Source organism: Kitasatospora sp. NPDC057542 (assembly GCF_042801945.1).
Taxonomy (GTDB): Bacteria; Actinomycetota; Actinomycetes; order Streptomycetales; family Streptomycetaceae; genus Kitasatospora.
In genome coordinates this window covers 1-25,411 of the sequence record NZ_JBHVFE010000029.1, presented here as the reverse complement: position 1 = coordinate 25,411, position 25,411 = coordinate 1, and the positions used below count along the sequence as shown (strand labels likewise).

The following is a 25,411-nucleotide window of genomic DNA, read 5'->3' as shown; positions in this document are numbered from 1 at the left end:
CCCAGGCGCGGGGCACGAGGTCGGCTCATGCGGCACGCTCACAGGGGTGCGCGTCGCGGCCCTGAGGCGCGACGATGCGGCCGTCGGGCAGCGCCAGCCCCGTGTCCGCGAAGATCACGACGCCGTTGCACAGCAGGCTCCAGCCTTGCTCCGGATGGCTCGCCACGACGCGGGCCGCCTGGCGGTCGTTCTCCCAGGCCTCGGGACATGCGGGTTGGTGGGCGCAGCTCATGACGCCTCCCCGGCCGGCTGGGTGACGGGCTCGTGGGTCAGAACCGTCAGCCGCACATGGGGCAGGCCCGGTGTGCGGGCCGGCGTGCGGGTCACGACCGCCAGACCACGCCACGCGGCGGCGCGCACCGCCCACTGCTCGGTACGGCGCTCCTGGGCCAGCACCAGACGGCCGTCGATCCGCAGATAGCCGGACAGCGTCATGCCCTCGGGCAGCAGCGCGGCAGCCAGCACGGCGAGCGCCTGCGAATCGGTGCCCGCCCACTGGACGGAGACCGAGGACCCGTCGTCGTAGGACGTGGTGCACGCCGAGCCGGCCCGGGCCTCGGTGCGACTGGAGGCGGTGCCGGTGGGACGTTCGAGGAACGCGACCACCAGGGCCTGCTCGGGCCTGTCGGCAGGGAAGGAGTCAGGGGCGGGATCGACGATCGTTCGGGCGGCGCTGTGGGTGTGGGGCGGCACCGGACCTCCGTGAGGGGCGGGGATGGTGGGACTGGACAGGGACGAGAGGCCGGTGGGACCGACGAGGTCAGGCGCTGCAGGCTGCCTGACCGGTGGGACTCCCTCGGGCCGATGAACGAGTGGGGATCGGGTAGACGGGGCTGGGTCAGCCGTAGAGGCGGAACCAGAGACTTCCGAGCTCCTGCCGAATGGAGCGCTCCGGTCGGCGGAAGGCGGCGACCGCCGCCGCGTACAGGGCCTCGGCCGTGGTGGTGCCCCCGGGCGGTACGACCCAGTGCAGGAACCTGCCCGAGGTGTCGGTCAGCGGCGGCACTCTGATCGGCGTGCGAGTCGGCAGCTGCCACGCCTTCGGAATATCGGTGTCCACCCTCGTGCCCGGGTCCAGGAGGAAGTCGTAGAAGTTGGCGGCGGGACTGGCGATCACCGGACCGCAGGTCGTGCCGAGCCGAGCGGCGATCAGTGCGCCGGCGTCGGCTGCGCACCGCACCACCTCGAAGTGGAGGCCGACGTCGATGCGCCATGAGGCGGTGCCCGCCGGCACCCAACAGGGCTGTTCACTGAAGGCGCCCGGCACTGTCCCGGAGCCGGTGCGGATGAGCTGGTCGTCCATCAGGTCCTCGTCATCGTGGAAACGGGAAGAGCGCAAGGCGGGGCAACGCGGAGCGCAGCGGGCTTCACGCGGTCCCGTCATCGGCCTCGTGGCCGAAGCGGTCTGCGTCGTCGATCGGTGTCCCTCTCGCGCGGGCGATCAGCGCTGCCAGGTGCACCAGGTGGGGTTCGGGCACACAGCCGTTGTGGACGGCCGTGGCCAGGGCGCGTCGCAGCGTGACCTGCTCCTCCACGCTGGCGGCCTGCGCGATGACCAGAGCCGCGTCGAGGCCGTCCCGCCCCACCAGCGCGAAGCTCGGCCACCCACCGCAGTCGACGATCTGCAGGAGTTCGCCCACGCCGTAGCGGACCTCCGTGAGGTACACCTCGGCAGTGCCGAACGTGGGTCGGCGGGCGGCCAGCTCGTCCGCGCGCAGCACCGCCTGGGCCAGACGCACCAGCCGGTCCCGCAGTGCGAAGCCGGCCGCCAGGTCGGGCAGGTCAGTCTCACCGGACACGGCCTCCACAACGCCCGGGCGAGGCTGCGACACACGTGACGGCGTGCACGCAGCCGCCTCCGAGCGCACACGTACGGCGGGGGCGGAACCGTACCGTGGCAGGCGGCCGCCGAGCCGGTGCAGCAGCCCCGTTGCCGGGCGGCGCCGTGACGGCATCAGGGCATCGCCGGGCGATGCGGACCTGTTGGGATTCATGCCTCCCCCCTTCGGGACGACGGGCCGCACACAGCGGCAGGGCTGTTCGGGTCCGGAAAGACTCGCTGCGCCGGACGAGCTCGGCAACCAAGCTGACTTGGGCCGAAGGGGCCTTTCCGGGCGGCGAGTTGGGTCGTTCCCGTGGATCGGCCCGGCTCGTGCCGGGTATCCGGGCCCTTTCGGCCCGGGTGCCCACCGAACCCGCGACTCGGGCCCCCGTCGGACCGCACAATGGCGGCATGACGAATCGTCACGGTCGGGCATGCGTAGCCACGTTGCGCAGGAGCCCCGAGGCACTCGAAGGCGGCCTGCCCGCGCTGGTGGCGGCGCTGCAGGAGTGCTGCGGGATCAGCATGCTGCGAGCCCACCGGCAGGCTCAGGGCTGGAGCCGGCCGGAGGTCATCGCCCGGCTCGTAGCACTCGCCGAACAACGCGGCGAGCCGCGCTTCAAGGGCACCCGTGAGCTGCTGCGCACCTGGGAGGACCTCGGCGCCCAGCCCCGCGAGCGGGCCCTCCAACTGCTGTGCGCACTCTACGAGGCGTCGCCCGCAGACCTCGGGCTGGCATCGTCCGCACCCATACCCGCCCCGCCGCCGCAACAGCCCCAGCCGCCGGACCCGGTGCAAGAGCACGCCGAGCGGACCCGCAGGGCGATCAACCGGACCCTCGCCGCGAGCACGGTCAGCCCGGGAGAACTGGACCTGCTGGACGAGCGCCTCCACAACGCCCGCCGCCTCTACGTCACCGCTGCGCCGGAGCAGATGATCCAGCACCTGCTCGGTGACCTGGACGACATCCAGGCCCTGGCCGCCGAGCGGCAGCCCGCCGCGGCGCAGTCCCGCCTGTCCGAGCTCACTGCGATCGCCTCCACCCTGGTGGCCGACGCCATGATGAAACTCGGCCGGCTGCCCGAGGCACAGCGCTGGTACGGCACCGCCCGACTGGCCGCCGACGACGCAGGCAACTCCGAGCTGCGAGCCCGCGTCCGCGTGCAGACCGCGATGCTCCCCTACTACTACGGCCCCCTGCTGGCCGCCGCAAACCTCGCCCGCGAGGCCCGCCTGCTCAGCCGCGGCCGCCCCGGACCAACCGCGGTGTTCGCGGTCGCAGCCGAAGCCCGCTCCCTCGCCAGACTCGGCGACCGCGACGGCGCGCAGGCCGCGATCCGCCTGGCCAAGGACCTCTTCGAACACTGCCAACCCGACCAGGACGACGCCTGGGCCTTCCCCGAGCGGCGCCTGTGGCTCTACCTCTCCGGGGCACACACCGCGCTCGGCGAAACCAGCCAGGCCCGCCACGCCCAGCACCAGGCACTGGCGCTCTACCCCGAAGGACACACCGGCATCGACCCGGCCCTGCTGCACCTCGAGGAGGCGATGTGCCTGGTCATCGACCACAGCCCGACGGAGGCCCTGCAACTGACCGTCCACGCCTACGACCAGGTACCCGGGCCGCACCGCACCGCGATCCTCGGCGCCCGGGCACGGGACGTCATCGAGATACTGCCCACCCCACTCCAGTCGGGCCGTCCGGCCCGCCAGCTCGCGGAGATGCTCGCCCTGCCCGCCGGGCAGGAGTGACATCGGCCCACGGCATAGGAAAACCTGACCACCATGACCATCACCCCAGTCACAGCCGGCGGCTTCACCGCCGCGCACCTGGCCGCCGTCCTCGATCAGGTGTGCCGCGCAGCCGGGCTCCGCCCCGAAGGCGCCGTTCTGCTGCGCGGGCACACGAACGCCGTCTACCACCTGCCCGGCGAGCACGTCGTCGTCAAGATCGCCCGACGCGGCACACCCGCCGAGTCCGTCCGTCGAACCGTCGCCCTGGTCACCTGGCTCGGCGCACAAAACTTCCCCACCGTGGGGCTGCACCCCGTACACCAGCCGGTCGAGGCCGACGGCCACCTCGCCACGATCTGGACCCACCTGCCCCAGCCCAGCCACCCCGTGGCCGCCGAACAACTGGCCGGCCCACTCAAAACGCTGCACCGGTTGACCGACCCACCCGTGCCACTGCCCCCGGTGGACACCGTTGCCGCCGTCCGCCGCTCCCTGGCCGCCGCCGCGTCCCTCACCACGCAGGAGCTGGACTACCTCCACCGGCGCCTGGAACAACTGGAGGCGGACCTCGCCCGCACCACCTACCTGCTGCGGCCCGCGGTGATCCAGGGCGATCCCCAGCACCGCAACGCCCTGCACACCGGCGACGGCCGGGCGGTCCTGTGCGACTGGGACACCGCGAGCTTCGGCCAGCCCGAATGGGACCTGACGACGGTCGAGATCCACTGCCGGCGATTCGGCTACGGCCGGGCACACTACGAGGCATTCGCCAAGCAGTACGGCATCGACATCACCGGCTGGGACGGCTACCCGGTCCTGACCGCACTGCGGGAGCTGCGGATGATCACCACCAACGCCAAGCGCGCAGCCTCCGGCAGCGCGACCCTCCAGGAAGTCCGACGCCGCATCAGCCAGCTGGCTGACGGGGACATCGAGCAACGGTGGAACATCCTTTGAGGCCGCCGAGACGACCGACAACGCGGCACCATCGCGGAACCGCCTGACCAGCGGGCCCCGGTGGCCGACCGCGTCTCCGGCAGCCGCACAGCCACGGTCGTGCAGACTTTTGACGACCGCCTCCACACCACCTACCTCTAGCGGGAGCGAGCACCCATGCGTATCGGCATCACCGGCCACCGCGGCCTCGACGAACCACTGCGACGCCAGGTCACGGCCCTGCTGGCACAGGCTCTGGACACCTACGACGACAACGGCCTGGAAGCCGTCACCTGCCTCGCCGACGGCCCCGACACATGGCTCGCCGACCTCGTCGTCGAACGCGGCGGCCGCCTGATCGTCATCGTCCCCGCCACCGACTACCGCGAGGGCCTCCCGGCGTGGCACCACGACGACTACGACCGCCTGCTGGCCTGCGCCGCCGATGTGTACCGGACCGGCCTGACCGACTCCACCGAGCAGGCCCACATGGCCGCCGGTGAGATCCTGGTCGGCCACTGCGACGTGCTCCTCGCCGTATGGGACGGCCTGCCCGCCCGCGGCCACGGCGGAACCGCCGACGTCGTCGACCACGCCGACCGCGTCGGCGTCAAAGTCCACGTCCTCTGGCCCGACGGCGCCACGCGACCGGCAGCATGACGACAGGACCAGGCGCTCTTCGGCCCGACGCACCCGCCCTGAACGCCCACCGATGCCCTGGGAAGCGCACACGGGGAGCAGCAACGGGTGGACTCCCGCCCGGTTCCCGGCCGGGTCGGACAGTCCCGCCACTCGCGAGCGACTGACCTCGGGGTACGTCATCGGTGCTCCTCCTCCCATCGGGCGACGGTGTTCTTCGGCATGGACCAGGCCGTGACAGGCACCGGGCCCGCACTGCCGGGGCCAGCGCGACCTCCGGACCAGCGCGACAGCTTGGCCCCACGGCACGCCTGCGGTGTTCGGCGAAGGCAAGCGCTGCTGAGAATGGCGTTCACGTGCGTCGGCGCACGGCCGCCGATGCCGCACGGACTGCCTGCAGCCGGCCACCGCAAGCGCCGCACGCACACGGTCCGGGCGCCTCGTGACCGGACCGGGCGGCTCCGCGGCGTCAGGGGACCCCGCCCACGGCAGGACGGGAGGGCGAGGCACCAGGACGGACCAGGTGCAGATGCGGGGCGGTGCCGACGCCCGGCCGGTCCGGAACCACCGCCAGCAGCAGCCAGCCCTGCGCCTGAAGCGCGTACGCCTGCCAGCCACCGGACGAGGCCACGAACGCAAGGAGCAGCCGGGACTCGACGAACACCCGGGCCTCATCGATCCGAGCGCCCGGCAGCACGCCCGCGAGGACGTCCACCAGGCCGCGATCGGCGTCGGGCAGCGAGGCGCTAGTGAACATGCCCCCGGCGTAGGAGCAGGTGACGGCCATCCGACCGCTGTTCCTTGTGGCCCGCGCGCCGGTCCGGGGCGAGGTCGCCGACACCAGCATCGCCGCCGGCACTCCGGCACGGTCGACGACCGACTGGAGCTCTGCGGGGGACGATGCCCGAACGGCGAGTGCCGTTCCACCGGTCCCCGAAGGGCGCAGGGCCTCGCGTTGGCTGGCCCAATGGCGGGCCCTGGCCCGGCCGGCGCGCGGCCCAGGGCCCCCGGTATCGGGAGTGTGGTCGTTCAACGAATCGTCCTCGTCGGTTGCGGTCTGGGGATGACACAGGCAGCCGGACTGCCTGGGTCAGTGGAGGGACGGATGGTCGCTGCGCAACCGCGTGGCGAGGTCCGACAACGCGTACCCCATGGCTCCGAGATCGGCCGCTTCGGTGCCGATCAGCGCGATCACCGACCCGTCGGCCAGCGCCTGCACCAGCAGCGTCAGGCCGTCGAACTCGCAGCACACGCGCTCGAGGACCGGCAGGCGGCCGGCAGCCACCGCGGCGCCGAGGCCTCTCACAACTCCGGCCACGGCGGCGGCCGCGGCACCCGCCGGCTCCGCCCTGTCCCGGTCGATCCCGGAGGCGCACTGGAGGATGCCCTCCGCGTTCACGTGCATCGCTCCGAACGCGCCGTCGGCGGAGGCGATCACGGCGGCCAGTGTCCCCTGATCGAGCGGCAGAAGCGTGCCGGTGGCGGATGGGCCATCGGAAACGGGGGCGGTGTAGGGCATGAGGGGGTCGTCTTTCGGAATCACGGGATGCGGAGGAAGTCGGCTGGGGGATCGTTGGGAGGAATGAGGAGAGTCGGGGGGACGAGGACCGTGGCGGCGGTCCGTTCGGGCGCGCTGGCCACCGCGACCTGCAGCCCCAGCCGCCGGGCGGCAGCGGCCACCAGACGCATGCCGTGCCCAGGCCACGACATCCCGCTTGGCACCCGCCCGTCCCCGGCCAGCACGTTCCGCAGGGCCATGAGGGTGGCCGGCGGAATGCCAGGGCCGTTGTCCCTGACTACCAGCCACGCGCCGCCCGTACCGGGGTCGGCATCGCACTCGAGGACGACCTCGGCCTGCGGGCCGCCGTGACGTAGGGCGTTGTCCATCAGCTCGGCGAGGGCCGCCGCTAGCGGCTCGATTGCCTCCGGCCGCACCGTGATCTCCGGATTGCCCCAGAACCCCACCCGCTGGTACTCGGCCACCCTGCCCAGAGCCGCCCGGCCCACCTCGATCAGCCGCGCGGGCTGCCGGCGCGCCTCGGGCCAGAACCCTCCGGCAAGAACCGCAAGCCGGACGGCGTAGCGCAGAGCCAACGCGTTGGCATGGTCAGCCTCGTACAACCGGGACATCGGATCCGGATCACTGACCGACCGCTGCGCCGCGGACAGGAGCACCTCCTGACGCTGGAGTTGGGCCAGCACTGGCTGAATGGCCGTCACCACGTTCTCGTCGGCCTGCTGGTGGATCCGAGCGGCGAACACGCGGACCAGTTCAGCGGCGCGCTTGACCGCGGGCGGTGCCCCGTCGGGCACCATCGGCAGCCCGTCCCCGGTGTTCTGAAGGGCCTTGGCGAGCCAGGTGTCGGTGAAGGCAGCCTCGGCTGCCTGCGTCGCCTGGCGGACGTTCTCCCGGTGGGCTGTGGCGCGGCCATGTCGACCGGTTCTGTTGAACAGCACGGTCACCGGCCCCCCAAACGCTCGCCGGTACTGGCCAAGCGGAGGGAGGCGACGGCCGCTCCGAGACGGTCGGGGAACCGGGCCGCCCAGCCGATAGCGGCTGGGCACCGGCGGAAGGGCTCCGTCCTCGGGGTCGACTCCGGCATCATCACTCCAAGGGGGCGGTTTGGGGGACGGGTCGGGCGGCAGGACGGGCCGCCAGCTCCAGTGAGCCTGAGCCGCGGTCGGCGCCACAGCTGCGAGCGATGGCGGGCATCGGGAGTGGATCCTTCGGAATCCGTGGTCACAGTGCGTCGACAGGCCATATCGTCATGACAGTGAGCGAACCGCTTGTCACGCCTGGTGGGAATGGTCCGGGGCGTGCGGATGCCGCTAACACCGCTAAAGATCGATTCGACCACAGGGGGCTCGCCGTGGCGTCGGCGCGCAACGTGCGACTGGAGGCCGTGATCCAGGAACTGGGCTGGTCCCAGGACCGGCTGGCCGCCCAGATCCGACGGGTCGCCGCCGAAGTCGGCGCTGACGAAACGCTGTCGGTAACCCGCTCCCACATCTCGCAGTGGCTCCGCGGATCGAAGCCCAGCGGCCGTACCCCGGCTATCTTGTGCGAGGCACTCTCCCGAGCTCTGGGCCGCCCGGTCACCCTGGCCGAGATCGGACTCGCCAACGACAGGGAGCCGACAACACCAGGCTGGGAGGTCGACGTCCTGTCCGCACTCGCAGATTCCGGGGACCCCGACATGATCAGCCGACGACAGCTGCTCACATACTCCGCGCTCGGTGCCGTCCCGCCACCCCCTCAATGGTGGGACGAGCGAAGCGAACACGCCCGTACACGCGCGCCCCGATCCCCGCTGACTGTCACCCCCGCCCACGTCGAGGCCCTGCGCGAGGCCATGGGGTTCTTCTCCAGCCGCGACCAGCGTCTGGGAGGCCGGGCAGGCCGAGCAGCCCTGCGCGCCTACCTCCACACGGACGTCGCCGCCTACCTCGACAGCCGCATGCCCAACGACCGCATCAGGCGCGACCTGACCTCGGCCGCCAGCGAACTCGCCTACCTCGACGGCTGGACGGCATTCGACTCCGGCGAACACGGTGCCGCACAGGCCGCCTTCGGCCTGGCCCTTGCGCTGGCAGCCGAAGCCGACGACCCCGCGCTCGCCGCACACACCCTGCGCGCCCAGGCCCACCAGGCCGTCGACCTCGGCCACCCCGCCCAAGCACTCCAGTACGCCGAGGCCTCCATGGACCACCGTCGTTACACCCACGCCAGCAACCGCGAACGCGCGCTGCTCGGCGTCGTCCACGCCCGCGCCCTCGCCGCCAGCGGCCGCAAGCACGACGCACTGGCCGCGCTGCGCCGCGCGGAGAACGACCTCGCCGCCGCCGGCACGGCGAGCGACACCGTTGAGGAACCCGCCCGTGTGGCGTTCTTCTCCGAAGCGAGCCTCGCCCATGAGACCGCGTGCACCCTGCGCGACCTCAAAGACCTGAGGGGCGCCGAAAAGGAGTTCGAGCGAAGCGCCCGCACCCGAAAGCTCCCCTACGCCCGCACCCACGCCGTCACCCTCGGATACCTGGGCGACGTCCAGGCCCGCCAAGGGCACGTCGATGCGGCGTGCGCGACTTGGTCCACAGCGCTGGACGCCATGGCCGGCATCCAGTCCGGCCGGGTCCGAGATACCGTGGTGCGGATGCGCCAGGCGCTTTCCCCGGTGCGCGGGCGCGGCGGCAGCACGGCCAACGCCTTGGACGAGCGTGCCCGGCAAGTCCTGACCGCCATAGGCTGACCCGGTCACACCACCCAGCACCCGACGCGACGCCTGGTCCAGGAGGGCCACGTCGACCGGGTAGGACAGGAGAGCCGCGTGTCGGAGTCGTTCACTCTCACCTCGATCGCCACCGTCGTCGGCGGCCACCTGGAACCCGCTGACGACTACCAGGCGGGGGTCACGAGCATCATCCGCGTGCACGAGCACTACCCGCTGGAAACGCTCAAGGGCATCGACGAGTTCTCCCACCTGGTGGTCCATTGGCGCTTCCACCGGGCGTATCCCGACGACGTGCAGCTGCATGCCCGTAGCCCCCGCGGCAATGCCCGGTGGCCCGAGACCGGTACCTTCGTCCACCGCAACCATCGTCGGCCCAACCAGATCGCCACGTCCTTCCCGCGGCTGTTGCGGGTCGACGGCCGCGACCTGCACGTGACCGACCTCGACGCCGTCGACGGAACGCCAGTCCTCGACCTGGCACCCTACTTCGCACAAATGGGCCCGCGCGGAGAGGTCATCCAGCCGACCTGGCCTGCCGAGATGCTCGCCGACTACTGGCTGGACGCTGACCAGCGTCCTCGCTGAAGGCCGGGCGCTGCCGGCGTCCGCACGACGGCGTGCGAAGTCGGCAGTGGCTGCCCCAACGCGCTCGGATGCCATGGGGGCCCCTCTATCCCTCATGGACAGGCTGGAGCGGCAATTCGGCATGGGTGCGAAGTTCTGAGCGCGGTGTCTCAGGAGCGAGTGCCGATGAGCGGCTGTGCTCCCGGCGCCCTTGTCTCCTGTGCCGGTGGCACCGCTATTGGCGCATAGGGGTGCCGTCGCCACTTCACGGCGGTGACGTACCCGCGTTGCGGGGATCTGCAGTGCCATCGCGGACTCGTCCAAGGTCGGAGACGTCGAGGCACAGTGGTTGGCGGCCTCGGGGGACGGGTCAACCGTGGCCCGGGGAGAGCGGCATCACCAGGCCGAGGGGTGGCCATCTGGTGGCCACCTGTGGGCCGCCGCAGGCGCAACTTCCTTCATCGCAAGGCTGTTTTGTCCGGTTTCGGGACTGTGCTGTGGTCTGGCTCGGGATGGAGATGGCCACCAGGTGGCCACATCACAGCCTGGTGATGCCGGACCGGCGGCGGCACGGTGGAGGTCCGGAAGACGGCGCGCCCGCGTCGGCCGTGCGAGGAGGCGAGGATGTCGCTCCCGATCCCTTCCCTGGTTGGATGCTGTGGCCTTGGGTCGGCCCGCGCCGACATGTTGCTGCGGCTGGTCGATGAGGAGAGGCCAGCGGCGGTGGCGAGGCGCCTGGCCGTTATTCTCCTCGCCCGGCACATGCCGGAACTCGCCGACGACGTGGCCCTGGTGGTCGCAGAGCTGGTCGCGAACGCGGAGGGACACGGCGGCGGACCGGCCGAGGTCGGCATCGCCCGCTACGAGCACGGTGCCGCTGTGACAGTCACCGACCGCAGCGGCGACTGCAAACGGATCACGGAATGCATGAGGGGGATGCCGGTGCACGGTGAGTCGATGGCTGAGAGCGGCCGCGGCCTGAACCTCGTGGAGGCCTTCTCCACGGCGTGGAGCGTCGAGCCGGCGTCTCCGGCAGGCGCCACCGTGACGGCGGTCTTCCGATCGGGAGATCTGACCTGATGGGCCGTCTGGTCCCCGTGCCACGGCACCTCGCGCCCGGCCTCGCCGTCCACCCGCTCGGACTGGGGTGCCGCTCGATCGGTGCCCTGCCGTCGTCGCGCCAGGTGTCGGACAGCGAGTGGCTGGACGGTATGCGCAGCGCTGTCGAGCACGGGGCCGATTTCTTCGACGTCGCCGACACCTATGGGGACGGGCAAGCGGAGCGGCTGCTCGGCCAGGTGGTCCGGGAATGCCGCCGACAGGGGGTCATACTCAAGATCAGCAGCAAGGTCGGGCACAAGGGATCCGCGCCTCACCCCTACGCGGGACCCCACCTCAGGCATCAGCTCGAACAGACTATGGAGAATTTGAACGTGGAGCGGGTGGACCTGTTCGGGCTGCCGTCCCACGACTTCGGACCGAACGACCGCTACCTGGGGCCGGCGATTGATGTCCTGCGGACGATGAAGCAGCTGGGCATGATCGGGGCGATCGGCCTCGTCGGCCCACGATGGGACCCGGCCACGGTGCCGGATGCGGGCGGATACGCGCGGTTCGACGAGTTGTTCGCCCTGATCCGGCCCGATGTCGTCCTGCTCCCCTTCAACGCCCTGACCCCGCTCACGGTCCTCCCGGACACCGGGGAGAGCGATCTGCTCTCCCGCGTGGCTACGCAGGACGCCGGATTCCTTCTCGTCTCGCCGTTGGCCGGGGGGCTCCTCACGGGGACAGCACGTCCTGCGGACGGGCGTCCGGTGCAGGAGCAGGGGACGAGGGCCGCCATCGCCCGCGCGCTCGAGCCGCTGCGCCAGCACCTCGGCGGCCACCCGGCTGTCCTTGGACAGGCGGCGCTGCGGTACTGCCTGTCCCGCGGATCGCACACCGCGGTGGTGGCCGGGTTCGGGCAGGCCGAGCACGTCGCGCTGAACTACGGCAGCCTTGACCTGGAGCTGTCCCCGCAGGATGTGGCCGCCATCGAAGCCGCCTATGCCGAACTGCGTGAGGAGCTCCGATCGAGGGCGCTCCGAGCCGTGCGTCAGGACAGGGCGACGCGCTGAAGCGTCCGCCACCGGTACTGCCTGCCGTGGCGGCGCAGTTCGACCAAGTCGAGCGCCTCGACGTCCAAGGGCACAGGCGTGAGCGTGCGCAGCGGCCCGACGGCTTCGACGAGGGGGCGGGCGGGTCGGTCGACGGGGTTGTATCCGATGCCGAGGTGCGGTCGCCACCGGCCGGTGCTCGTACCGCCGGGGAGGCCGAGGTCGCGTCCTGTGGCGGTGAGCTGCTGGTGCAGGTGCACCAGGCCGGTCCACGGGGTGATGGAGAAGCGGACCGCTCCGCGTGATCCGCTGAGGGGATGCGCCGACAGGGCCAGTCGGCCCGGCCTCAGTGCGTGGACGCGGTGGGCCAGGGCATCCACGACCCGGGCCGGCACATCGGCCGTATCGCCGATGCGCAGCATGGTGAGGTGGAGGCCCTCGGGGGGTGTCAGGTCGAGACCCATGTGCTGGAGCGCACGCTGGCACTGCGTTGCCCGGGCGGCGAGCTGGTGGTGCCCGTCGAACGTGAACATCCAGTACAGGCGCCGGGTGCGGCTGTCCCAGCCGGGGCGGTCCCAGTGGTTCACGAGGTGGTCGAGCCTCGTGTAGGCCTCCCAGTCGGTGCGCACGATGGCGTCGGCGTCGTCCAGGTCAGGCGGCGGCTCGGCCGGGAAGGCCTTGTGGTCGGGCACCAGGGCCACGATCGCCTCCTTCAGCAGCTCAGGCAGCGCCCTGGGTCCGGGTGCTCCCGGCGACGGTACCGGCGGTGGGGTGCGCGCGCCAGGCGCGCAGTTGCTCGGCGTAGTCACCGACGACGGGTTCGTCCTTCCAGCGGGCGGCGCGCTCGTAGAGCTCGATGCCGCGCAGCCACACGGACCGGATCGGGGCAGTGGTGCCCGACCCCAGTGCCCGCTGCCCGAGATACATGGCTGTCTCGACGTCCGGCTGCTGCTGCTGGAGCAGGGCGGTGGCTACGTCGAGACCCACCAGTGAGCGGCTCCAACCGGAGTCGGAGCTGGCCAGCATCGGTTCGAGATCCCGGGCCCGGTCGAGGACCTGTTCGGTGTCCCCGATGGACAGGTGGGCGGTGACCACGTTGGCCAGCGTGCGGGCCGCGGAGTACGGCTCGAAGGAGATGCACGCCGTGAGCCCGGGAGGAACGTCGTGACGGTCCGAGAGCTGCAGGGCCCGGTCGATGGCGTCGAGGGCTTGTCGGCGGTCGCCGACCCGGGCAAGGGCCCTGGCCCGGCCGTTGGCCAGCAGGCGGATCGCCTGAGGGTGCTCCGGAGCGAGGGCGATGCCGGCGGCAGCCGCTTCGTCGGCCAGGTCGTATCGCCCCTGGTAGTAGTAGCCGAGAGATCGCGTACCCAGGGCCCACATCTCAAGGGCACGGTCACCGACCTCCCTGGCGAGTTCCAGCGCCTCCGTGCTGTAGGCCTGGGCGGCCGCCGGCCGGCCCGCATTGGTCGCCATGTAGCCGAGGAGACCGGAGACCTGGCCCGCGAGGCGGAACAGCTCGGTTCGGGTCCCGGGCGGCTGACGGCCGGCCAGCAGGGTGTGGAGCATGCCGCGCAGCAGCCTGGCTTCGCCGACCAGCTGGTGTGGCCCCAGCCGCTCGTAGCGGTCCACGATGCCAGTGATCGTGACTTCGGCCATCGCGAGGACAGCGGGGTCGGTGTTGGAGGCGGTGAGCAGCCGGGCCTGGTCCCGCACCTGCTGCGGATCGTCGAACTCGACGGCCGGGGCCTCGGCAGGAACCAACTGACCGACAGGGGCGGCTTCCAGGGGGAGGCCGTGGGTGTCCGGGTCGATGTTCTCGAAGATCCTCTCGACGGACATGCTGAACAGGTATTTGAGGACGACGCCGACCTCGATGGTCGGGGCGGTGCGCACACCTTCCAACATCCAGCGGCGGAAGGTTCTCCGGCTGACCGTGACCGTCCGCAGCGACGGCCGGCTCTCCTTCTCGGCCGCGGTGCGGGCGGCCTGGCTGAAGCGGAGGTCGAACACCTCGAACCTCTGCCACTGCCGCTCCTGGACGAGTAGTCGGAACCTGGGGACCAGCTCGCCCATCACATGCTCCTGTCAGTCATCGGGCTCTCCATCGGGTCCGGCCGTGTCCTCGCCTGTCAGCACCCGCAAGGTCTCCACGAAGCCCGAAGTCAGGGCACGCAGGACGGCGTTTCCCTTGGCGGGGGTGCCCAGGGAGGGGCGACCGACGACGCCGCTGGTGGTGGGAAGAGGAAGGGCCATGGTCACATTCTCTGGGGGACCAGGGCGATGGCGGAGCGGAAGGTCTCCATCTCCGCTGGGCGGTTGGCGAGTGACCCGGCGAGCTGCGCCAGTCCCACCAGGGCGCGGTGCACGCGCCCGGATCCGACCGCGAAATTCGTGGTGAGGATCTGCTGTCCCGCGGTACCGGCCTCGTCAGCCCGACCGGTCTCTACAAGGCACTCGGCCAGCCACACCCTTGCGAGCAGACCGTCCTGTTGCAGTCCTTCGGGCCTCATAGGACCACCTCTCCGCCGCGACGAGCCGACGTAATAGAGTCATACGAGCTCGCCACCCTTCTTCGGTGCACGGTGAACAGACAGGACGCGGAACACCGAGCCGGGAACGTCGGCCACGTCCGGGAACGTGTGCTGCCTTCGCATTGCCGAGCAGCCGCAGTCCATCGAGGACACCTCCTGAGAGCCGACCCCGGAGCACGCCGAGCCAACACACGGCTACCGCACCGGCACGCTTCGTTGAGAACCAGAATGTCCGTCAGATCGCCGAGTAGCAATGCGATTCACCAAAATGATGGCGCAAATTGCTCCACCGCCTCTTGCCCGTGTAGGGCGAACCCGGGAAGACTGGCGCCATGCCCACCCGACAGGCCACAACCTCGGCCGCCCGCAAGGAACTCGGTGACCTGCTGCGCCGGCTCCGCGGTCGACGCGGCTTGACCGGGCGGCAGGTCGCCGAGGCCACGGGCATCGATCCGGGCACCCTCAGCCGATACGAGAAGGGCAGTCGCAGGATCGAACCCCCGACCGTCGGTGCGCTGCTCGACCTCTACGATGCCGACCCCTCCGCGCGGGAGACCGCGGCCGCGCTGTGGGAGGCTGACTCGGCCGTCAAGGCGCGCCCCGCATGGTGGCGCCGCGGCTTCACCCTGCCCGAGGACTTCGGCCAGTACCTCGCGGACGAACAGGAAGCCCGCCGGATCCGCTCCGTGGAGCTCCACCTGCCGCCCGGCCGCCTGCAGACCGAGGATTGTGCCACTGCCGTGATCGCAGGCATGCGACCGGACCTGACCCGCCGCGAGGTCACCGAGCTCGTGGACCTGCGCATGCGCCGCCAGGTCGATACGCTCAGTGCGGAACAGGACATCCTGCTCGGGCCGTCCGTACTGGCGCTCCCGGGCCTCGCCCCGGGTGCCGCACGCCGGCAGATCGAACGTCTCCTCGAAGCCGCGCAGCAGCCCGGAATCACCCTGCGCGTGCTCCCGCCCGATCTCCCCTACCACCCCGGCCTCGCCGCACCGTTCGTCCTAATGGACCCGCCGGTCGGTGGCGCCTGCGTGTGGGTGGAGCTCATGGACCGGAGCATCCGGCTCGACGATGCCACCGTGAAGCGCTACCAGGCCGCCTTCGCCGCGATCGCCGCGCACGCGCACACGGTCCCCGCCACCCTCGACCACCTCACCCGACTGATCACGGAGCGCACATGATTCTCGAACCGCCAGCACCGAGGTATGACGCACCCAGCCCGGCCGACGGACTGAACTGGGTGAAGTCCAGCCACAGTGGCGGCGGAGGGAACTGCGTGGAGGTCGCCCCGGTCGACCACCTGGTGTACATCCGGGACTCGAAGGATCCGTACGGTCCTGTACTCGCCGTCACGCCACAGGCATACGTTGGCTTCCTGACCGCCACCGCAACTGGTGAATTCGACAGCCCGCGGTAGGCACGCTGGCCGTCGGCATGCGGTCCAACGCGGTCTCATAGGTATCGACCACCACGCGTGGTGCACCGCATTCTCCTCGCTGAGGGCGAATCCTTCGGCATAGGTGAGTGCGTCCACCGACGCCCGGGCGACGCGTAAGACGTTGCGGAAGTGGCGGCCGATGTTGTGCTGTGGCATGCCCGCTGGCCAGAGCGGCGCATGTGGCCGGACCTGCACGACAACGGCCGCCTCGGGCTGCAGGGGCGCCGAAGCGCGCGGCACCGGAGCGTTGAGGACCCGGCGTGGTGGACGCCGTCGCCCCCGGGCGTGCATTTTCCTCGTGGGCGGTGCTCTCCAGGCCGGCCGCGGTGCCGCCCCGCCGCCCAGTCCTCGCCCGGCACGCGGGCATCGACCGGCATCCCGATCGCGCCCCATCGTTCGGCAGCCGCGCAGAGCAGCGGTTGGCGCCGGACGGACAGCCGGTCGTGTGACGGGGGCCCCGTACGAGCGTGGTGCTCCGTCGGGCCGTTCACGGTGGGCCACACTGCGAAGACCTGATCCGCAGTGAGGAGGCCGCGGTTGGTGGACGTCACGGTGAGGATCGCCCAGCACCTTGAGGCCGACGCGCTGCTCGGCCGCTGCCCTCTTGCCCTGCTCATCGGAGCCGTCCTGGACCGCGCCGTGCCGTCGGAGACCGCCTACGCGGCTCCGCTGGTCATCGCCCGCCGCCTCGGCGGAGACCTTGACGCGCACCAGCTCGCCCGGCAGGACCTCCATCGACTGGTTGCCGTCTTCGAAGCTGTCCCCGCCGTCCATCCCCTCCCACTCCTGATGGCCAGGCACGTGCAGGAGCTGTGCCGGTACCTCGCTGCCCGTCACGGCGGCCGGGCGGCTGCCGTCTGGGAGGACGTCGGTACCGGGCGAGAGCTCTACAGCCGGCTGAACGCGTTGCCCGGATTCGGCCGGCAGAAGGCGCAGATCGTCGTCGCGTTGCTCGGAAAGCGGTTCGGAGTGCGCCCCGACGGCTGGCGCGAGGCTGCCGGCCCTTTCGGCGAGGACGGCGTCTTCCGCTCCGTTGCGGACGTCACCGACCCCGAGTCCCTGGCACGAGTTCGTCTGAACCGGCAGCAGGAACGGCACGCCGCCCGGGAAGCCGCCCGCGCCCGGCAGAAAGCACGCCGCCCCGCCCCACGCGACGCACCACCACCAAGAACCTGCGCAACAGCACTCTGACCCGCCTCGCCTGGTCAACACCGGACGACGGCTGCCACCCGTCCGTGCGATGCCCGGCACGAACTCCCTCCGAGTCGACGGCCGACGGGCGCGGGTCGCCTGCCCCGCCGCGCGCCACGACGCGGTGGTGTCGGCTGGACGGGGACAGAGGAGAGCCATTCGTCGCCGCGGTCGGGGGCGAACTCCGGCCGGTAGCTGGGGTGTTCACGGAGCGCTGCGGCACGCAGGCGGCCGTCTCCCACCGCACCTCACCGTCGTAATCCGAACTGCCAGTGGGGGGCGCCCCAGAGCCGAGCCAGGCGCCGACATCGAGCGGTCGTCCCATCAGACGCCATCCACAGGTGTGGCCGCCGGACGGCTGATGGGCCGACCGCCGGACCGGGCGGCAATGCCCGCACGGATCCTGGCCACCGCCGCCACGCGCTGGTCAAGCAGGAACGTGGCCGCCCGGTCTGCCGCCGCTGCAGCGCCGGCCGCAGCCGCCTGACGGGCAGCGGCGGATGACTCGAACCGGTGCCTGGATCGCATCACCGCTGCGTAGGCGTTGCGGGACTCGGCAGCCACGGCAGACGAGAGCTTGAAACGACGGAGGGCGTCCTCGTGGTAGCGGTCGCGTGTGCAGGCCACGGCGAGCAGCTCGCTGGCACCCGCGATCTCCTCGTCCTGCGTTCCGTGCCGGGCCTGGGCCCTGGCGCTGCGGATCTCCGAGCGGGCCTCCTCCCAGACGGTGCGAACACTGGAGTAGTCGCGCAGGTCGGCTCGGGCGGCCAATGCCAGATTGATGCACTCACTGATGCCGGCCTTGATAGCCCGTCCCCGCGAGCAGCCAGCACACAGCCCGGCCGAGCCAGGAGCGCCGCAGTCCACGCAGGGAACGGCCAGCCGGGCGGCCTCGGCACGGGCCTTCTGGACCTCCCGTCCGGCCAGAGCCTCGGCTTCCGAAGCAATCGGCCCCGCAGCGGGGGGCTCGGCCTGTCCTTCGGCCGCGTTGGTGGCGCGCCGCGATCGGCTGATTGCACCCTCGACGAGATACCCGCAGGGAACGCACTCAAGGCCTGTCACCACGTCGATTGCGCTCTCGCACTCGACCCGCCCGCAGTCGCTGGCACGGCGAAGCCCGATCCGGACCAGCCAGCCGTACGGGCTGGCGATCGAGGTGGCCGAGGCGAGCCTGAACCGCAGACGCCGCGCCACCCGCCCGACGTCGCCCGCAACGTCCCGCACAGCCGCGCCAGCGGCCCGTGCGGCCTCCCGCTGCTCCCAGACGGTCATCAGCGGCAGCAGAGCCGCGGCCTCCTGCAGCACGCGGTACGCCGCGATCGACATGCTCAGCTGCGGCGGCACTGCCCCGGTCCGGTGCTCGGGCGTCACCGTCGTGCCGGTCGGGGTGCTGTCGAGACGCGTCGGGACCGTGTCGGACTTCCTCGCGTATGCGCGCGCTCCACCGGCAACGGTGGGAACCCCCGTCTCGGCTTCGCCGGAAACACCAACCGCGACATCAGCCTCACCATCAGTGCCACAGTGATCGGCGTGAGAGGCGTGAAGGGCTTCAGCAGCGGAGTTGTCTGGGAACGCGGCACTACCTGTGGGCCCCGGCTCCGCCACCTGCGGGGACGTCCCAACGCGACGCCGGTGTGGCCGCGCTGCAGGAGCGGCGGTATCGAACCGGGACGCAGCGGAGCGCCGCCGGGCGGCCTTCATCGTTGCCCAGTCCTGGGCCACCGTCGGCACCACGATCCCGCCACGCTGGCGGAGCCGGCTGCTGGTCTCCCGTCGGACCAGCTGGATCGCTCCTGCGCTCTGGAGGCGTTGAAGGATCCCCGCCGCTCCTGCCGGAGTGCAGCCGTTGCCCAGGAGCCGGGCGAGCGTTGCCGCTGCCCGCCCGCGCTTGCACACTCTCCCAGAGCACAGCCGCACCCGCCCGTCAGGCCGCGCCTCCAATACGAGGAGGAGCAGGGCGAGCCGGTCGGTGGGTGCGCCGCGGCCCGTGTGGGCGGCAAGCAACCCCGGCGGGGTCACCCAGCCGTCCCGGTGACGCCAGCCCGGTGCAAAGAGCCGCTCCACGAGGCGCAGCAGGGTGGCGAGCGCGGGGCGGTCGAGGGCGAGCGGGTGCTGGCGGTCGCCGGCCCGAGTTGCCTCGATCTGCTCCGGGACCCCGACGAGCAAACCCTGCACGGTGCCGGCCTCGCAGAACCGCTGGCGGGTGACGAGCGTGGACGCTGCCCGTTGCCGGCAGAGAGACTGATGGATGGCAGAGGCGGATACCCCGAGCCAGCGGCCGAGCTCCGGGGCGGCCGACGTGGTGGCGCAGGTCCGGGCGAGTTCGGCCTTGGCAATGGTGACGATCCGTAGCAGCCGGTCGGTGTCATTCAGACGCGCCGCAGCGGGTGTGCGGAGGGCGGTGTGGATGGCCTCTCGTAGGCGCAGCCGCATCGGCTCGTCCAGTCGTAAAGCTTCCAGTCCCACGGTGGAAGCGGAAGTGTCGGGGTCTTCCCGCGTGATACGGCGTATTGACGATGTGTCACGGCCAGTAGATCTGGTAAGGGGCGCGCTCGCGCCTGCGTGACAAACAGGAAGGGAGTCAGGCATCATCGAGGTGTCTCTGCTGGAGGTGGAGGCAGCACGAACCCCTGGGGCCGGCTATCGCTCCCGGGGGCTGGCATTACCTGTTGGACCCGCCCGTGGTCGGGCGGTACACCGGGTGGCGAGCCCTCCGTCGAGGGCGGCCGCCCGGGTCGTCGCCGGAGATGACGCGAGCGCGAACTCGGTCATGTGTCGGCGGTGATGGGAAGGGCGTGCCGCCGGAACTGGTGCTGGTAACACCGGTGTGCAGGCGGCAGCCCAGCGGCCCGTGCTCCTCGGAGCGGGCCGCATGGCACGTCACCTCATGGTTGACCTCTCATCTCGTCTCAAGTCTTGGTGCGGGCAGTCCAGCCGACGTGCGCGGCAGGGCGGGAGTTCAGTGCCCCATGGGCGCGCCGCAGTCGACGGTAAGGGCCTGACCCGTGAGGTAGGCGGCCTCCGATGAGGTGAGGAACAGCGCTTCCCACGCGATCTCGTCAGGGCATGCCAGTTGGCCCAGTGGTACCTGCGCGGCCGGGCCCTTGATCTCCTCGGCACCGAGCGCGTTGACCATGGCCAGAGCGGGGGAGAGGGTGTTCACCGTGGTGCTGCGGGGCGCGAGCTCATCTGCCAGGGACTGGGCGAAGCCGATCAGACCCGTCTTGGAGGCCGTGTAACCGGAGGGCCCCAGCTGCCCGTAGAGCGCGGACGTGGAGGAGATGCACAGGATCCGGCCCTCACGGAGCCGGATCATCCTGTACGTCGCCAGCTTGGCCACCCGGTAGGCGCCAGTGAGGTTGGTCTCCAGCACCGACGTGAAGTCGTCCTCGGACAATGCGAGCAGAAGCTTGTCGCGGGTGCTTCCGGCGTTCGACACCAGAACCTCGACCGGGCCGTGCTGCTCCTCGATCGTGGCGAACGTCGCACCAACGCCGTCAGGCTGCGTGATGTCGCAGGGCACCGACAGGAAGCCGTCCGGTGCCGACGTGGAGTGGTAGGTGATCGCGATGCGATTTCCGCCGGCCTGGTAGACCTTTGCGCTGGCGAGACCGATGCCCCGGCTGGCGCCGGTGATCAGGACTGAACGGCGCATTGGCTTGTTCCCCCCGAGGACTTCTGTGTTCAGCTGGCTTGCTGCAGCATCGGCATGATCTGACGCTGGGTTCGGGCGTGCTCCAGTCGCCGGGACAGGGCTGCGGCGGTGTCCATCGTGGCGTCGGCCAGACGCTCGGCGCGCCGCTGCCAGTAGGCGTCGGGGGCGAGGAGGCTGACGGAGCCGACGAGAACGGAGCCGCGCCACAGCGGCACGGAGAGCATCTCCCATCCGGCGACGGGGGAAGGAGTGCGTGCGTATCCCTGTATCTTGATGCGCCGCAGGACGGCATTGCCTGCGCTCAGGTCGTCGAGGCTGGCGAGCATGACCAGTCCGGCGGCGTCCTGGTGCAGGGGCGCGCGGCGAAGGACGGGCCCCGCGTCGGAGGTCGCCAACGCGGCTGCGAAGTCGTGACGCTTGCCGTGCGCGATGTCGACGCAGATCCTGCTGGGCATGCCCAGCAGGAGGTGGCTGTGTAGGGCGACGACCTGGTTCGTGCGGCGCTGCAGGTGAGCGAGCTCCTCGGAGATCGCCGGTGAACTGGCGGGCAATGCGGTCAGCGCGTCCTGGTTGTGCCCTGTGACGCTGGGGTGGGCGATGGAGTAGGTGCCGTAGGTCGGTTGGACGAAGGTGTGCGTGCGCACGCCGGACTGGAGGATGCGGTGGGCGGTGGAACGGGTGAGCCCGCTGTGGGTCATCACCTCTGCGAGCGTGTGCGCACCCGGGCCAAGCTCGATCATTGCCTGCAGCACTCGATAGGCGCGCTCCGCAGAGCTGTTCCGTTCGTGATCGTGGGCTTGCAGCTCGTGCGGCGGCTTCGGCATCATCAGGCCCCCCAGGTCTGTGAGCGTGTGCGGCTGGTGGGGCGAATGACCAATTCAGATGCCAAGTCGCCCCCGTGGTCTTAAAGATGTAGTCGAACTGGCCGCCGTTGGCCAGGAAGGACCCCTTCCTGAAGTTGCATTTTAGTAAGGCTTGCCTGACCGCCGACTCGGCCTGGCCGAGCGCAATGCTTGAGAGATGAAAGCGCGCCGGGAGGCCGCTGCCGGGAGACCAGGACCCTCGTCGGCGGCGATCGCCGGCGCCTGGACGAGGGGGTACAAGTGACGACCACACGTCAGGGGAACGGCGATGCACCGGACCAGAAGGAGCAGTTTCAGGCACTGCTGGTCAGATGCCGGGCCGACGTTGATGCAGGCCCGCCGGAGGCCGCCGTCACGACGCGCGGGCGGCGCCATGCTGGCCTTTCCCAGGAGCGCGCAGCGGCAATGCTCGGGGTGTCCGTCCGGACCTATGGCGACTTCGAGCGAGGCCTGACCCGAGCGGAACCCGACTTTCTGGAGCGTGTGGCCTCTGCGCTGCACATGACCGCCCACCAGCGGCACGCGATGTTTCTCCTGGCCACAGGGCAGGAACCTCCGCAGCCGTTCAGCAACCAGCTCGCCTCGGTGCCGGCCTACCAGCTGGCACTCGACTCCAACGTCATACCCGGCTACCTGTCCAACCGTTGCTGGGACATCGAACTGACCAACCAGGCGTTCCGGGACATCTGGGCCGGAACGGAGCGGCCGACTAACGTTCTGCGCTACATCCTGCTCACCGAGACCGCACGCGACACCGTCCTGCTGGACTGGCCGGAAGGTTGGGCGCTGCCCTTCCTGCGTCAGCTGCGCGCAGCGCTGGCTGCTTCGCCCTGGGAACCGGGCCTGGTCGTGCTGCAGCGTGAGCTTGAGGACGCGGCATGCAGCGACCGGTCACTACGCGAGCTGATGGGGCGTTCGCTGGACGACGAGTACATTCACCCGAACGGCGAAACACGTATGATCCGCCATCCCAAGTGGGGTCCGACCCGGATCACGCTCCTGATGACCCGCCCCCTCGACGCGGCCTCGGGCCATCGGTTCGTCTGGATGGTCCCACCGAAGCCGGTCGACCAGATGCCCTGAACCGCCCGGCCCGGACGAAGAGGCCGGACCGCGCCTGCAACCGTAAGTCCCCGCTGTGCGTCGTCACCTCAACGACAACGACTGTGTGCGGCACTGTGTTTGGACGCGCCAACGACGGCGCGAGCGACGACGGAACCTACGACAAACGAGGAGAGAGCTCGTGCCCCGATCCCCCGCCGTACTGATCGTCGGCCCGAAAAGGGACCACGAAGCGGACCTGCGGAGCGTTGCCGAGACCTGTCCGATCACCTTCCACGACCCGGCCTCGCACTGGGGCGGACCCGACACGACCGTACTGACGGCAGGTGCCGACGGCATCGAAGGTGAACCGCCGGCGGGACTGCTGGCGCTCACAGCAGAGGCCCTGCCGCAGGCCGCCGACCTGGCTGAAGCGCTCGGTGTCCGAGGCCCGTCCACGGCATCGGCTGCCGCGTCCGCCGACCGTTCCATCGCGCGGGTCCTGCTCGCGGAAGCGGGACTGCCCACCCCGCGAGGCACCCGCGTCGACTCCCACCAGGATGCGGCCGCTGCGGCGCTGTGGACCGGGTACCCCGTTGTCCTGCGCCCGCTTGCGAACCTCGGCCACTACGGCGCGATCCGGGCCAACAAGGCCGAGGACCTCCACACCGCATGGACGTTCGCGCACACCGCAGCCCTCGCCGCAGAGACCACCCCTGGGGCCGTCCTGCTCGAGCAAGCCCCGGACGGCGACCGGATCACTCTTCAGACCGTCACGAGCGGCGGCCGGACCCGGGTGGTCGCCTCGGTCCGGACGGCGTTCACGAACTACCCCCTGTTCCAGCCCTCCTCCCACCTCGTCACTGCGGAAGACGTGGAGCCGGACCTTGCGCAGCTCGCGGCCCGCGCGATCCAGGCCCTCGGCGTCGAGCACGGCGTTGGGCACGTACACATCGTGATGACCGTGCTCGGCCCGGTCATCACCGACGCAGCGGCCCACCTGCAGGGCGACAGCGTCCCCGAACTCGTGCGACTGGCGACCGGCGTGGACCTGCTCCTGGCCGCCATCCAGACCGCCACTGGCCAGGGCCCCGCCGTCACACCCACCCACAGCGCGAGTGCGGCCGTCGCCCTGATCCGAGCGGGGTCCACCGGTACCGTGACCGGCCAGGCGTTCGATCCCGAGCAGCTGGATGCGCCCTGGCTGGCCAGGCTGACCTGGGAGGCCCACCTGGGCACTTCGGTGGAGGCGCTCCCAGCCTCGGTGCTGGCCCGCTGTGTCGTCACCGGACCCGACCCGAACGCATGTCTGGCCAACCTTGCGCAGGCCTGCCGGGCCATTCGGGTGACCATCCAGCCGGACCGCCCATAGACTCACCCAGGGCGGTCCGTAGCCACAGCACCTGGCATCGCAATTTGACTGCTGTCTGAGCCGTCGAGCGGGTTCAGGCTGTCACCGGAGTACGGAGGCCGCATCGTCGCTCTGGGCCTGGTAGACGGTCACGATCGAGGCGACAGCGTCGACTTCGAGCGGTCCGGTGATCCTCAGCCAGACCAGTTCGGGCAGGTCCTTGGAACGATCGAGCCGGCCGACCGCCTCGGCGGGCCAGAGCAGCGGCAGCTTCGGCAGGTGGATTAGGGAGATCCCGTCGATGAAGATGGGGGCCAGTCCGGGTTCCCACGGGCGGACCGAGTGGAGATTGGACAGCGAGATCACCACATCGGGCTTCCACGGCCCCTCGCGCAGCCACACGTCCAGCGTGTTGTCCTTGCGGTCCTCGGTGGACTCGTTCAACGAGATGCGGTCGATGAAGTAGCTGGAGCAGGATTCCAGCGTCAGTGCCGCATTCGTGCATCGGTTCTTGAAGGCATCGGTTGCCTTGTGTTCGTCGACCACGGCACGAGACTACGGTGAGTGGGGCGGTCCACGGGAGCGCTCTTCGAGCACCTGGCTGATGATGTCACCGCCGTGGCAGGCCTCAACCCTGGTCGCCCAGATCGAACTGTTGCGATGCCGACGTCGGTCAAAGTTCGGTGAGACTGATGTTCACTAAACTCTGCCGGGACGGAACACTGACGCCCTGTCATGCATCAACTGAGACCGTCAATGATGTCTTGAGCCAAGCTGCCAACAAAGTCCCGAGACCTCACACGACAGACCCACATCAGTGGGGCAACATCCGCACCACGCAGCCCAGCCGCACTTTCATCGACCGCCTCGAGCTTCACCTCGGCGACCGCCCCTGCCATGCCTCCTCGGAAAACCGCCGCAGCACCGGCGGGTACCAGTCACGGGCACCCAGAGCACGTCTCAGCGTCGCCGATTCTGCGCCTGGCGCAACCGCTCCATGGCCACGCGTTGCGCCTCGGCCAGAGTCCTTCTGCGGGGTGCAGCAGCAGGAGCCGCGGTCTTCTGAGGCATGGGCGCCCTGACGAGTGTTGGTCGCTCCAGCCGTGTTCCCGCCAGGTGGTACACCTGGCTCTCTGTGCGCGCCCCCACCGCGACTACCTGCAACATCATTCGGGAATCGGAACCCGGAAGAGCATCCCGCAGGCGATAGACGATCCTCCACCCCCTCTCTGCCAGCCTTGGGTGAGACATCCCGCTTTGTCGGGTTAGCCTGAGAGGGCCCGAGTAGGAGTTCCACCCCTGATGACCAGCACCAACC

General features: G+C 70.5%; 27 protein-coding genes. 12 read left to right on the top strand and 15 right to left on the bottom strand.

Annotation, left to right across the window (positions count from 1 at the left end; genetic code table 11):
* Positions 1-25: 25 nt before the first annotated feature.
* The 4 genes from ACFU7Y_RS06390 to ACFU7Y_RS06375 form a co-directional block, all read right to left on the bottom strand.
* Complete coding sequence (locus tag ACFU7Y_RS06390; protein ID WP_380766645.1) at positions 26-232, bottom strand: DUF5999 family protein; 207 nt, start codon at positions 230-232, stop codon at positions 26-28.
* Complete coding sequence (locus ACFU7Y_RS06385; protein ID WP_380766644.1) at positions 229-693, bottom strand: hypothetical protein; 465 nt, start codon at positions 691-693, stop codon at positions 229-231. Before ACFU7Y_RS06385 ends, ACFU7Y_RS06390 begins: the two co-directional genes overlap by 4 nt.
* Before the next feature lie 145 nt (positions 694-838).
* Entirely contained in the window at positions 839-1,303 is a 465-nt protein-coding gene (locus ACFU7Y_RS06380) for a hypothetical protein (protein WP_380766643.1), read from the bottom strand.
* 64 nt (positions 1,304-1,367) lie between these two features.
* The gene (locus tag ACFU7Y_RS06375; RefSeq protein WP_380766642.1) at positions 1,368-1,799 is read right to left on the bottom strand and encodes a hypothetical protein; all 432 of its coding nucleotides are present in this window, start codon (positions 1,797-1,799) and stop codon (positions 1,368-1,370) included.
* Positions 1,800-2,233: 434 nt separating this feature from the next.
* Here ACFU7Y_RS06375 and ACFU7Y_RS06370 point away from each other — a divergent pair, with 434 nt between their 5' ends.
* From ACFU7Y_RS06370 to ACFU7Y_RS06360, 3 genes are all read left to right on the top strand, one after another.
* Positions 2,234-3,574, top strand: a complete 1,341-nt coding sequence (locus ACFU7Y_RS06370) for a hypothetical protein (protein WP_380766641.1) — start codon at positions 2,234-2,236, stop codon at positions 3,572-3,574.
* A 33-nt stretch (positions 3,575-3,607) separates the two neighbouring features.
* Positions 3,608-4,513 carry a phosphotransferase family protein gene (locus tag ACFU7Y_RS06365; protein WP_380766640.1) on the top strand — a complete coding sequence of 302 codons (906 nt, stop codon included), beginning with the start codon at positions 3,608-3,610 and terminating at the stop codon, positions 4,511-4,513.
* A gap of 156 nt (positions 4,514-4,669) precedes the next feature.
* Positions 4,670-5,152, top strand: a complete 483-nt coding sequence (locus ACFU7Y_RS06360) for a hypothetical protein (RefSeq protein WP_380766639.1) — start codon at positions 4,670-4,672, stop codon at positions 5,150-5,152.
* Between the two features lie 448 nt (positions 5,153-5,600).
* Here the strand turns inward: ACFU7Y_RS06360 and ACFU7Y_RS06355 are convergent, their stop codons facing one another.
* The 3 genes from ACFU7Y_RS06355 to ACFU7Y_RS06345 all read right to left on the bottom strand — a co-directional run bounded on the left by ACFU7Y_RS06355 (position 5,601) and on the right by ACFU7Y_RS06345 (position 7,594).
* On the bottom strand, positions 5,601-5,888 hold the full coding sequence (locus ACFU7Y_RS06355) for a hypothetical protein (protein ID WP_380766638.1): 288 nt from the start codon (positions 5,886-5,888) through the stop codon (positions 5,601-5,603).
* A 333-nt stretch (positions 5,889-6,221) separates the two neighbouring features.
* The gene (locus ACFU7Y_RS06350) at positions 6,222-6,650 is read right to left on the bottom strand and encodes a hypothetical protein (RefSeq protein WP_380766637.1); all 429 of its coding nucleotides are present in this window, start codon (positions 6,648-6,650) and stop codon (positions 6,222-6,224) included.
* Between the two features lie 20 nt (positions 6,651-6,670).
* The gene (locus ACFU7Y_RS06345; RefSeq protein ID WP_380766636.1) at positions 6,671-7,594 is read right to left on the bottom strand and encodes an ATP-binding protein; all 924 of its coding nucleotides are present in this window, start codon (positions 7,592-7,594) and stop codon (positions 6,671-6,673) included.
* Between the two features lie 407 nt (positions 7,595-8,001).
* Between ACFU7Y_RS06345 and ACFU7Y_RS06340 the strand changes: the two genes are divergently transcribed.
* From ACFU7Y_RS06340 to ACFU7Y_RS06325, 4 genes are all read left to right on the top strand, one after another.
* Positions 8,002-9,378: a Tat pathway signal protein gene (locus tag ACFU7Y_RS06340; RefSeq protein WP_380766635.1), complete on the top strand. Its 1,377-nt coding sequence runs from the start codon at positions 8,002-8,004 to the stop codon at positions 9,376-9,378.
* A gap of 78 nt (positions 9,379-9,456) precedes the next feature.
* On the top strand, positions 9,457-9,945 hold the full coding sequence (locus ACFU7Y_RS06335) for an SAM-dependent methyltransferase (RefSeq protein WP_380766634.1): 489 nt from the start codon (positions 9,457-9,459) through the stop codon (positions 9,943-9,945).
* Between the two features lie 603 nt (positions 9,946-10,548).
* Positions 10,549-11,004: an ATP-binding protein gene (locus ACFU7Y_RS06330; RefSeq protein WP_380766633.1), complete on the top strand. Its 456-nt coding sequence runs from the start codon at positions 10,549-10,551 to the stop codon at positions 11,002-11,004.
* Positions 11,004-12,041, top strand: a complete 1,038-nt coding sequence (locus ACFU7Y_RS06325) for an aldo/keto reductase (protein ID WP_380766632.1) — start codon at positions 11,004-11,006, stop codon at positions 12,039-12,041. The genes ACFU7Y_RS06330 and ACFU7Y_RS06325 overlap by 1 nt, the downstream gene beginning before the upstream one ends.
* Here ACFU7Y_RS06325 and ACFU7Y_RS06320 read toward each other — a convergent pair.
* Genes ACFU7Y_RS06320 through ACFU7Y_RS06305 form a run of 4 tightly spaced genes read right to left on the bottom strand, consistent with a single transcriptional unit; the run spans position 12,020 to position 14,530 of the window.
* The gene (locus tag ACFU7Y_RS06320) at positions 12,020-12,721 is read right to left on the bottom strand and encodes a 2'-5' RNA ligase family protein (RefSeq protein WP_380766631.1); all 702 of its coding nucleotides are present in this window, start codon (positions 12,719-12,721) and stop codon (positions 12,020-12,022) included. The genes ACFU7Y_RS06325 and ACFU7Y_RS06320 overlap by 22 nt on opposite strands.
* Before the next feature lie 19 nt (positions 12,722-12,740).
* Positions 12,741-14,093 carry a hypothetical protein gene (locus ACFU7Y_RS06315; RefSeq protein ID WP_380766630.1) on the bottom strand — a complete coding sequence of 451 codons (1,353 nt, stop codon included), beginning with the start codon at positions 14,091-14,093 and terminating at the stop codon, positions 12,741-12,743.
* Between the two features lie 12 nt (positions 14,094-14,105).
* Complete coding sequence (locus ACFU7Y_RS06310) at positions 14,106-14,273, bottom strand: hypothetical protein (RefSeq protein WP_380766629.1); 168 nt, start codon at positions 14,271-14,273, stop codon at positions 14,106-14,108.
* A gap of 2 nt (positions 14,274-14,275) precedes the next feature.
* Positions 14,276-14,530, bottom strand: coding sequence for a hypothetical protein (locus tag ACFU7Y_RS06305; protein ID WP_380766628.1), 255 nt, complete (start codon positions 14,528-14,530; stop codon positions 14,276-14,278).
* Positions 14,531-14,883: 353 nt separating this feature from the next.
* Between ACFU7Y_RS06305 and ACFU7Y_RS06300 the strand changes: the two genes are divergently transcribed.
* The 3 genes from ACFU7Y_RS06300 to ACFU7Y_RS06290 all read left to right on the top strand — a co-directional run bounded on the left by ACFU7Y_RS06300 (position 14,884) and on the right by ACFU7Y_RS06290 (position 17,183).
* Positions 14,884-15,735 carry a helix-turn-helix transcriptional regulator gene (locus tag ACFU7Y_RS06300; protein WP_380766627.1) on the top strand — a complete coding sequence of 284 codons (852 nt, stop codon included), beginning with the start codon at positions 14,884-14,886 and terminating at the stop codon, positions 15,733-15,735.
* Entirely contained in the window at positions 15,732-15,971 is a 240-nt protein-coding gene (locus ACFU7Y_RS06295) for a DUF397 domain-containing protein (RefSeq protein ID WP_380766626.1), read from the top strand. The genes ACFU7Y_RS06300 and ACFU7Y_RS06295 overlap by 4 nt, the downstream gene beginning before the upstream one ends.
* 561 nt (positions 15,972-16,532) lie before the next feature.
* Positions 16,533-17,183 (top strand): HhH-GPD-type base excision DNA repair protein, encoded by a 651-nt coding sequence (locus ACFU7Y_RS06290; RefSeq protein WP_380766625.1) that lies wholly within the window; start codon positions 16,533-16,535, stop codon positions 17,181-17,183.
* A 324-nt stretch (positions 17,184-17,507) separates the two neighbouring features.
* On the opposite strand, the gene ACFU7Y_RS06285 is transcribed toward ACFU7Y_RS06290, so the two are convergent.
* The 3 genes from ACFU7Y_RS06285 to ACFU7Y_RS06275 form a co-directional block, all read right to left on the bottom strand.
* On the bottom strand, positions 17,508-19,649 hold the full coding sequence (locus ACFU7Y_RS06285; protein WP_380766623.1) for a hypothetical protein: 2,142 nt from the start codon (positions 19,647-19,649) through the stop codon (positions 17,508-17,510).
* A 493-nt stretch (positions 19,650-20,142) separates the two neighbouring features.
* On the bottom strand, positions 20,143-20,838 hold the full coding sequence (locus ACFU7Y_RS06280) for an SDR family oxidoreductase (RefSeq protein WP_380766622.1): 696 nt from the start codon (positions 20,836-20,838) through the stop codon (positions 20,143-20,145).
* A 29-nt stretch (positions 20,839-20,867) separates the two neighbouring features.
* Complete coding sequence (locus tag ACFU7Y_RS06275; RefSeq protein WP_380766621.1) at positions 20,868-21,665, bottom strand: helix-turn-helix domain-containing protein; 798 nt, start codon at positions 21,663-21,665, stop codon at positions 20,868-20,870.
* 276 nt (positions 21,666-21,941) lie between these two features.
* Here ACFU7Y_RS06275 and ACFU7Y_RS06270 point away from each other — a divergent pair, with 276 nt between their 5' ends.
* Complete coding sequence (locus ACFU7Y_RS06270) at positions 21,942-22,784, top strand: helix-turn-helix domain-containing protein (protein WP_380766620.1); 843 nt, start codon at positions 21,942-21,944, stop codon at positions 22,782-22,784.
* Positions 22,785-22,944: 160 nt separating this feature from the next.
* Positions 22,945-24,114, top strand: coding sequence for an acetyl-CoA carboxylase biotin carboxylase subunit family protein (locus ACFU7Y_RS06265; protein WP_380766619.1), 1,170 nt, complete (start codon positions 22,945-22,947; stop codon positions 24,112-24,114).
* Positions 24,115-24,195: 81 nt separating this feature from the next.
* Here the strand turns inward: ACFU7Y_RS06265 and ACFU7Y_RS06260 are convergent, their stop codons facing one another.
* Positions 24,196-24,639 carry a hypothetical protein gene (locus ACFU7Y_RS06260; RefSeq protein WP_380766618.1) on the bottom strand — a complete coding sequence of 148 codons (444 nt, stop codon included), beginning with the start codon at positions 24,637-24,639 and terminating at the stop codon, positions 24,196-24,198.
* Positions 24,640-25,411 lie beyond the last annotated feature (772 nt).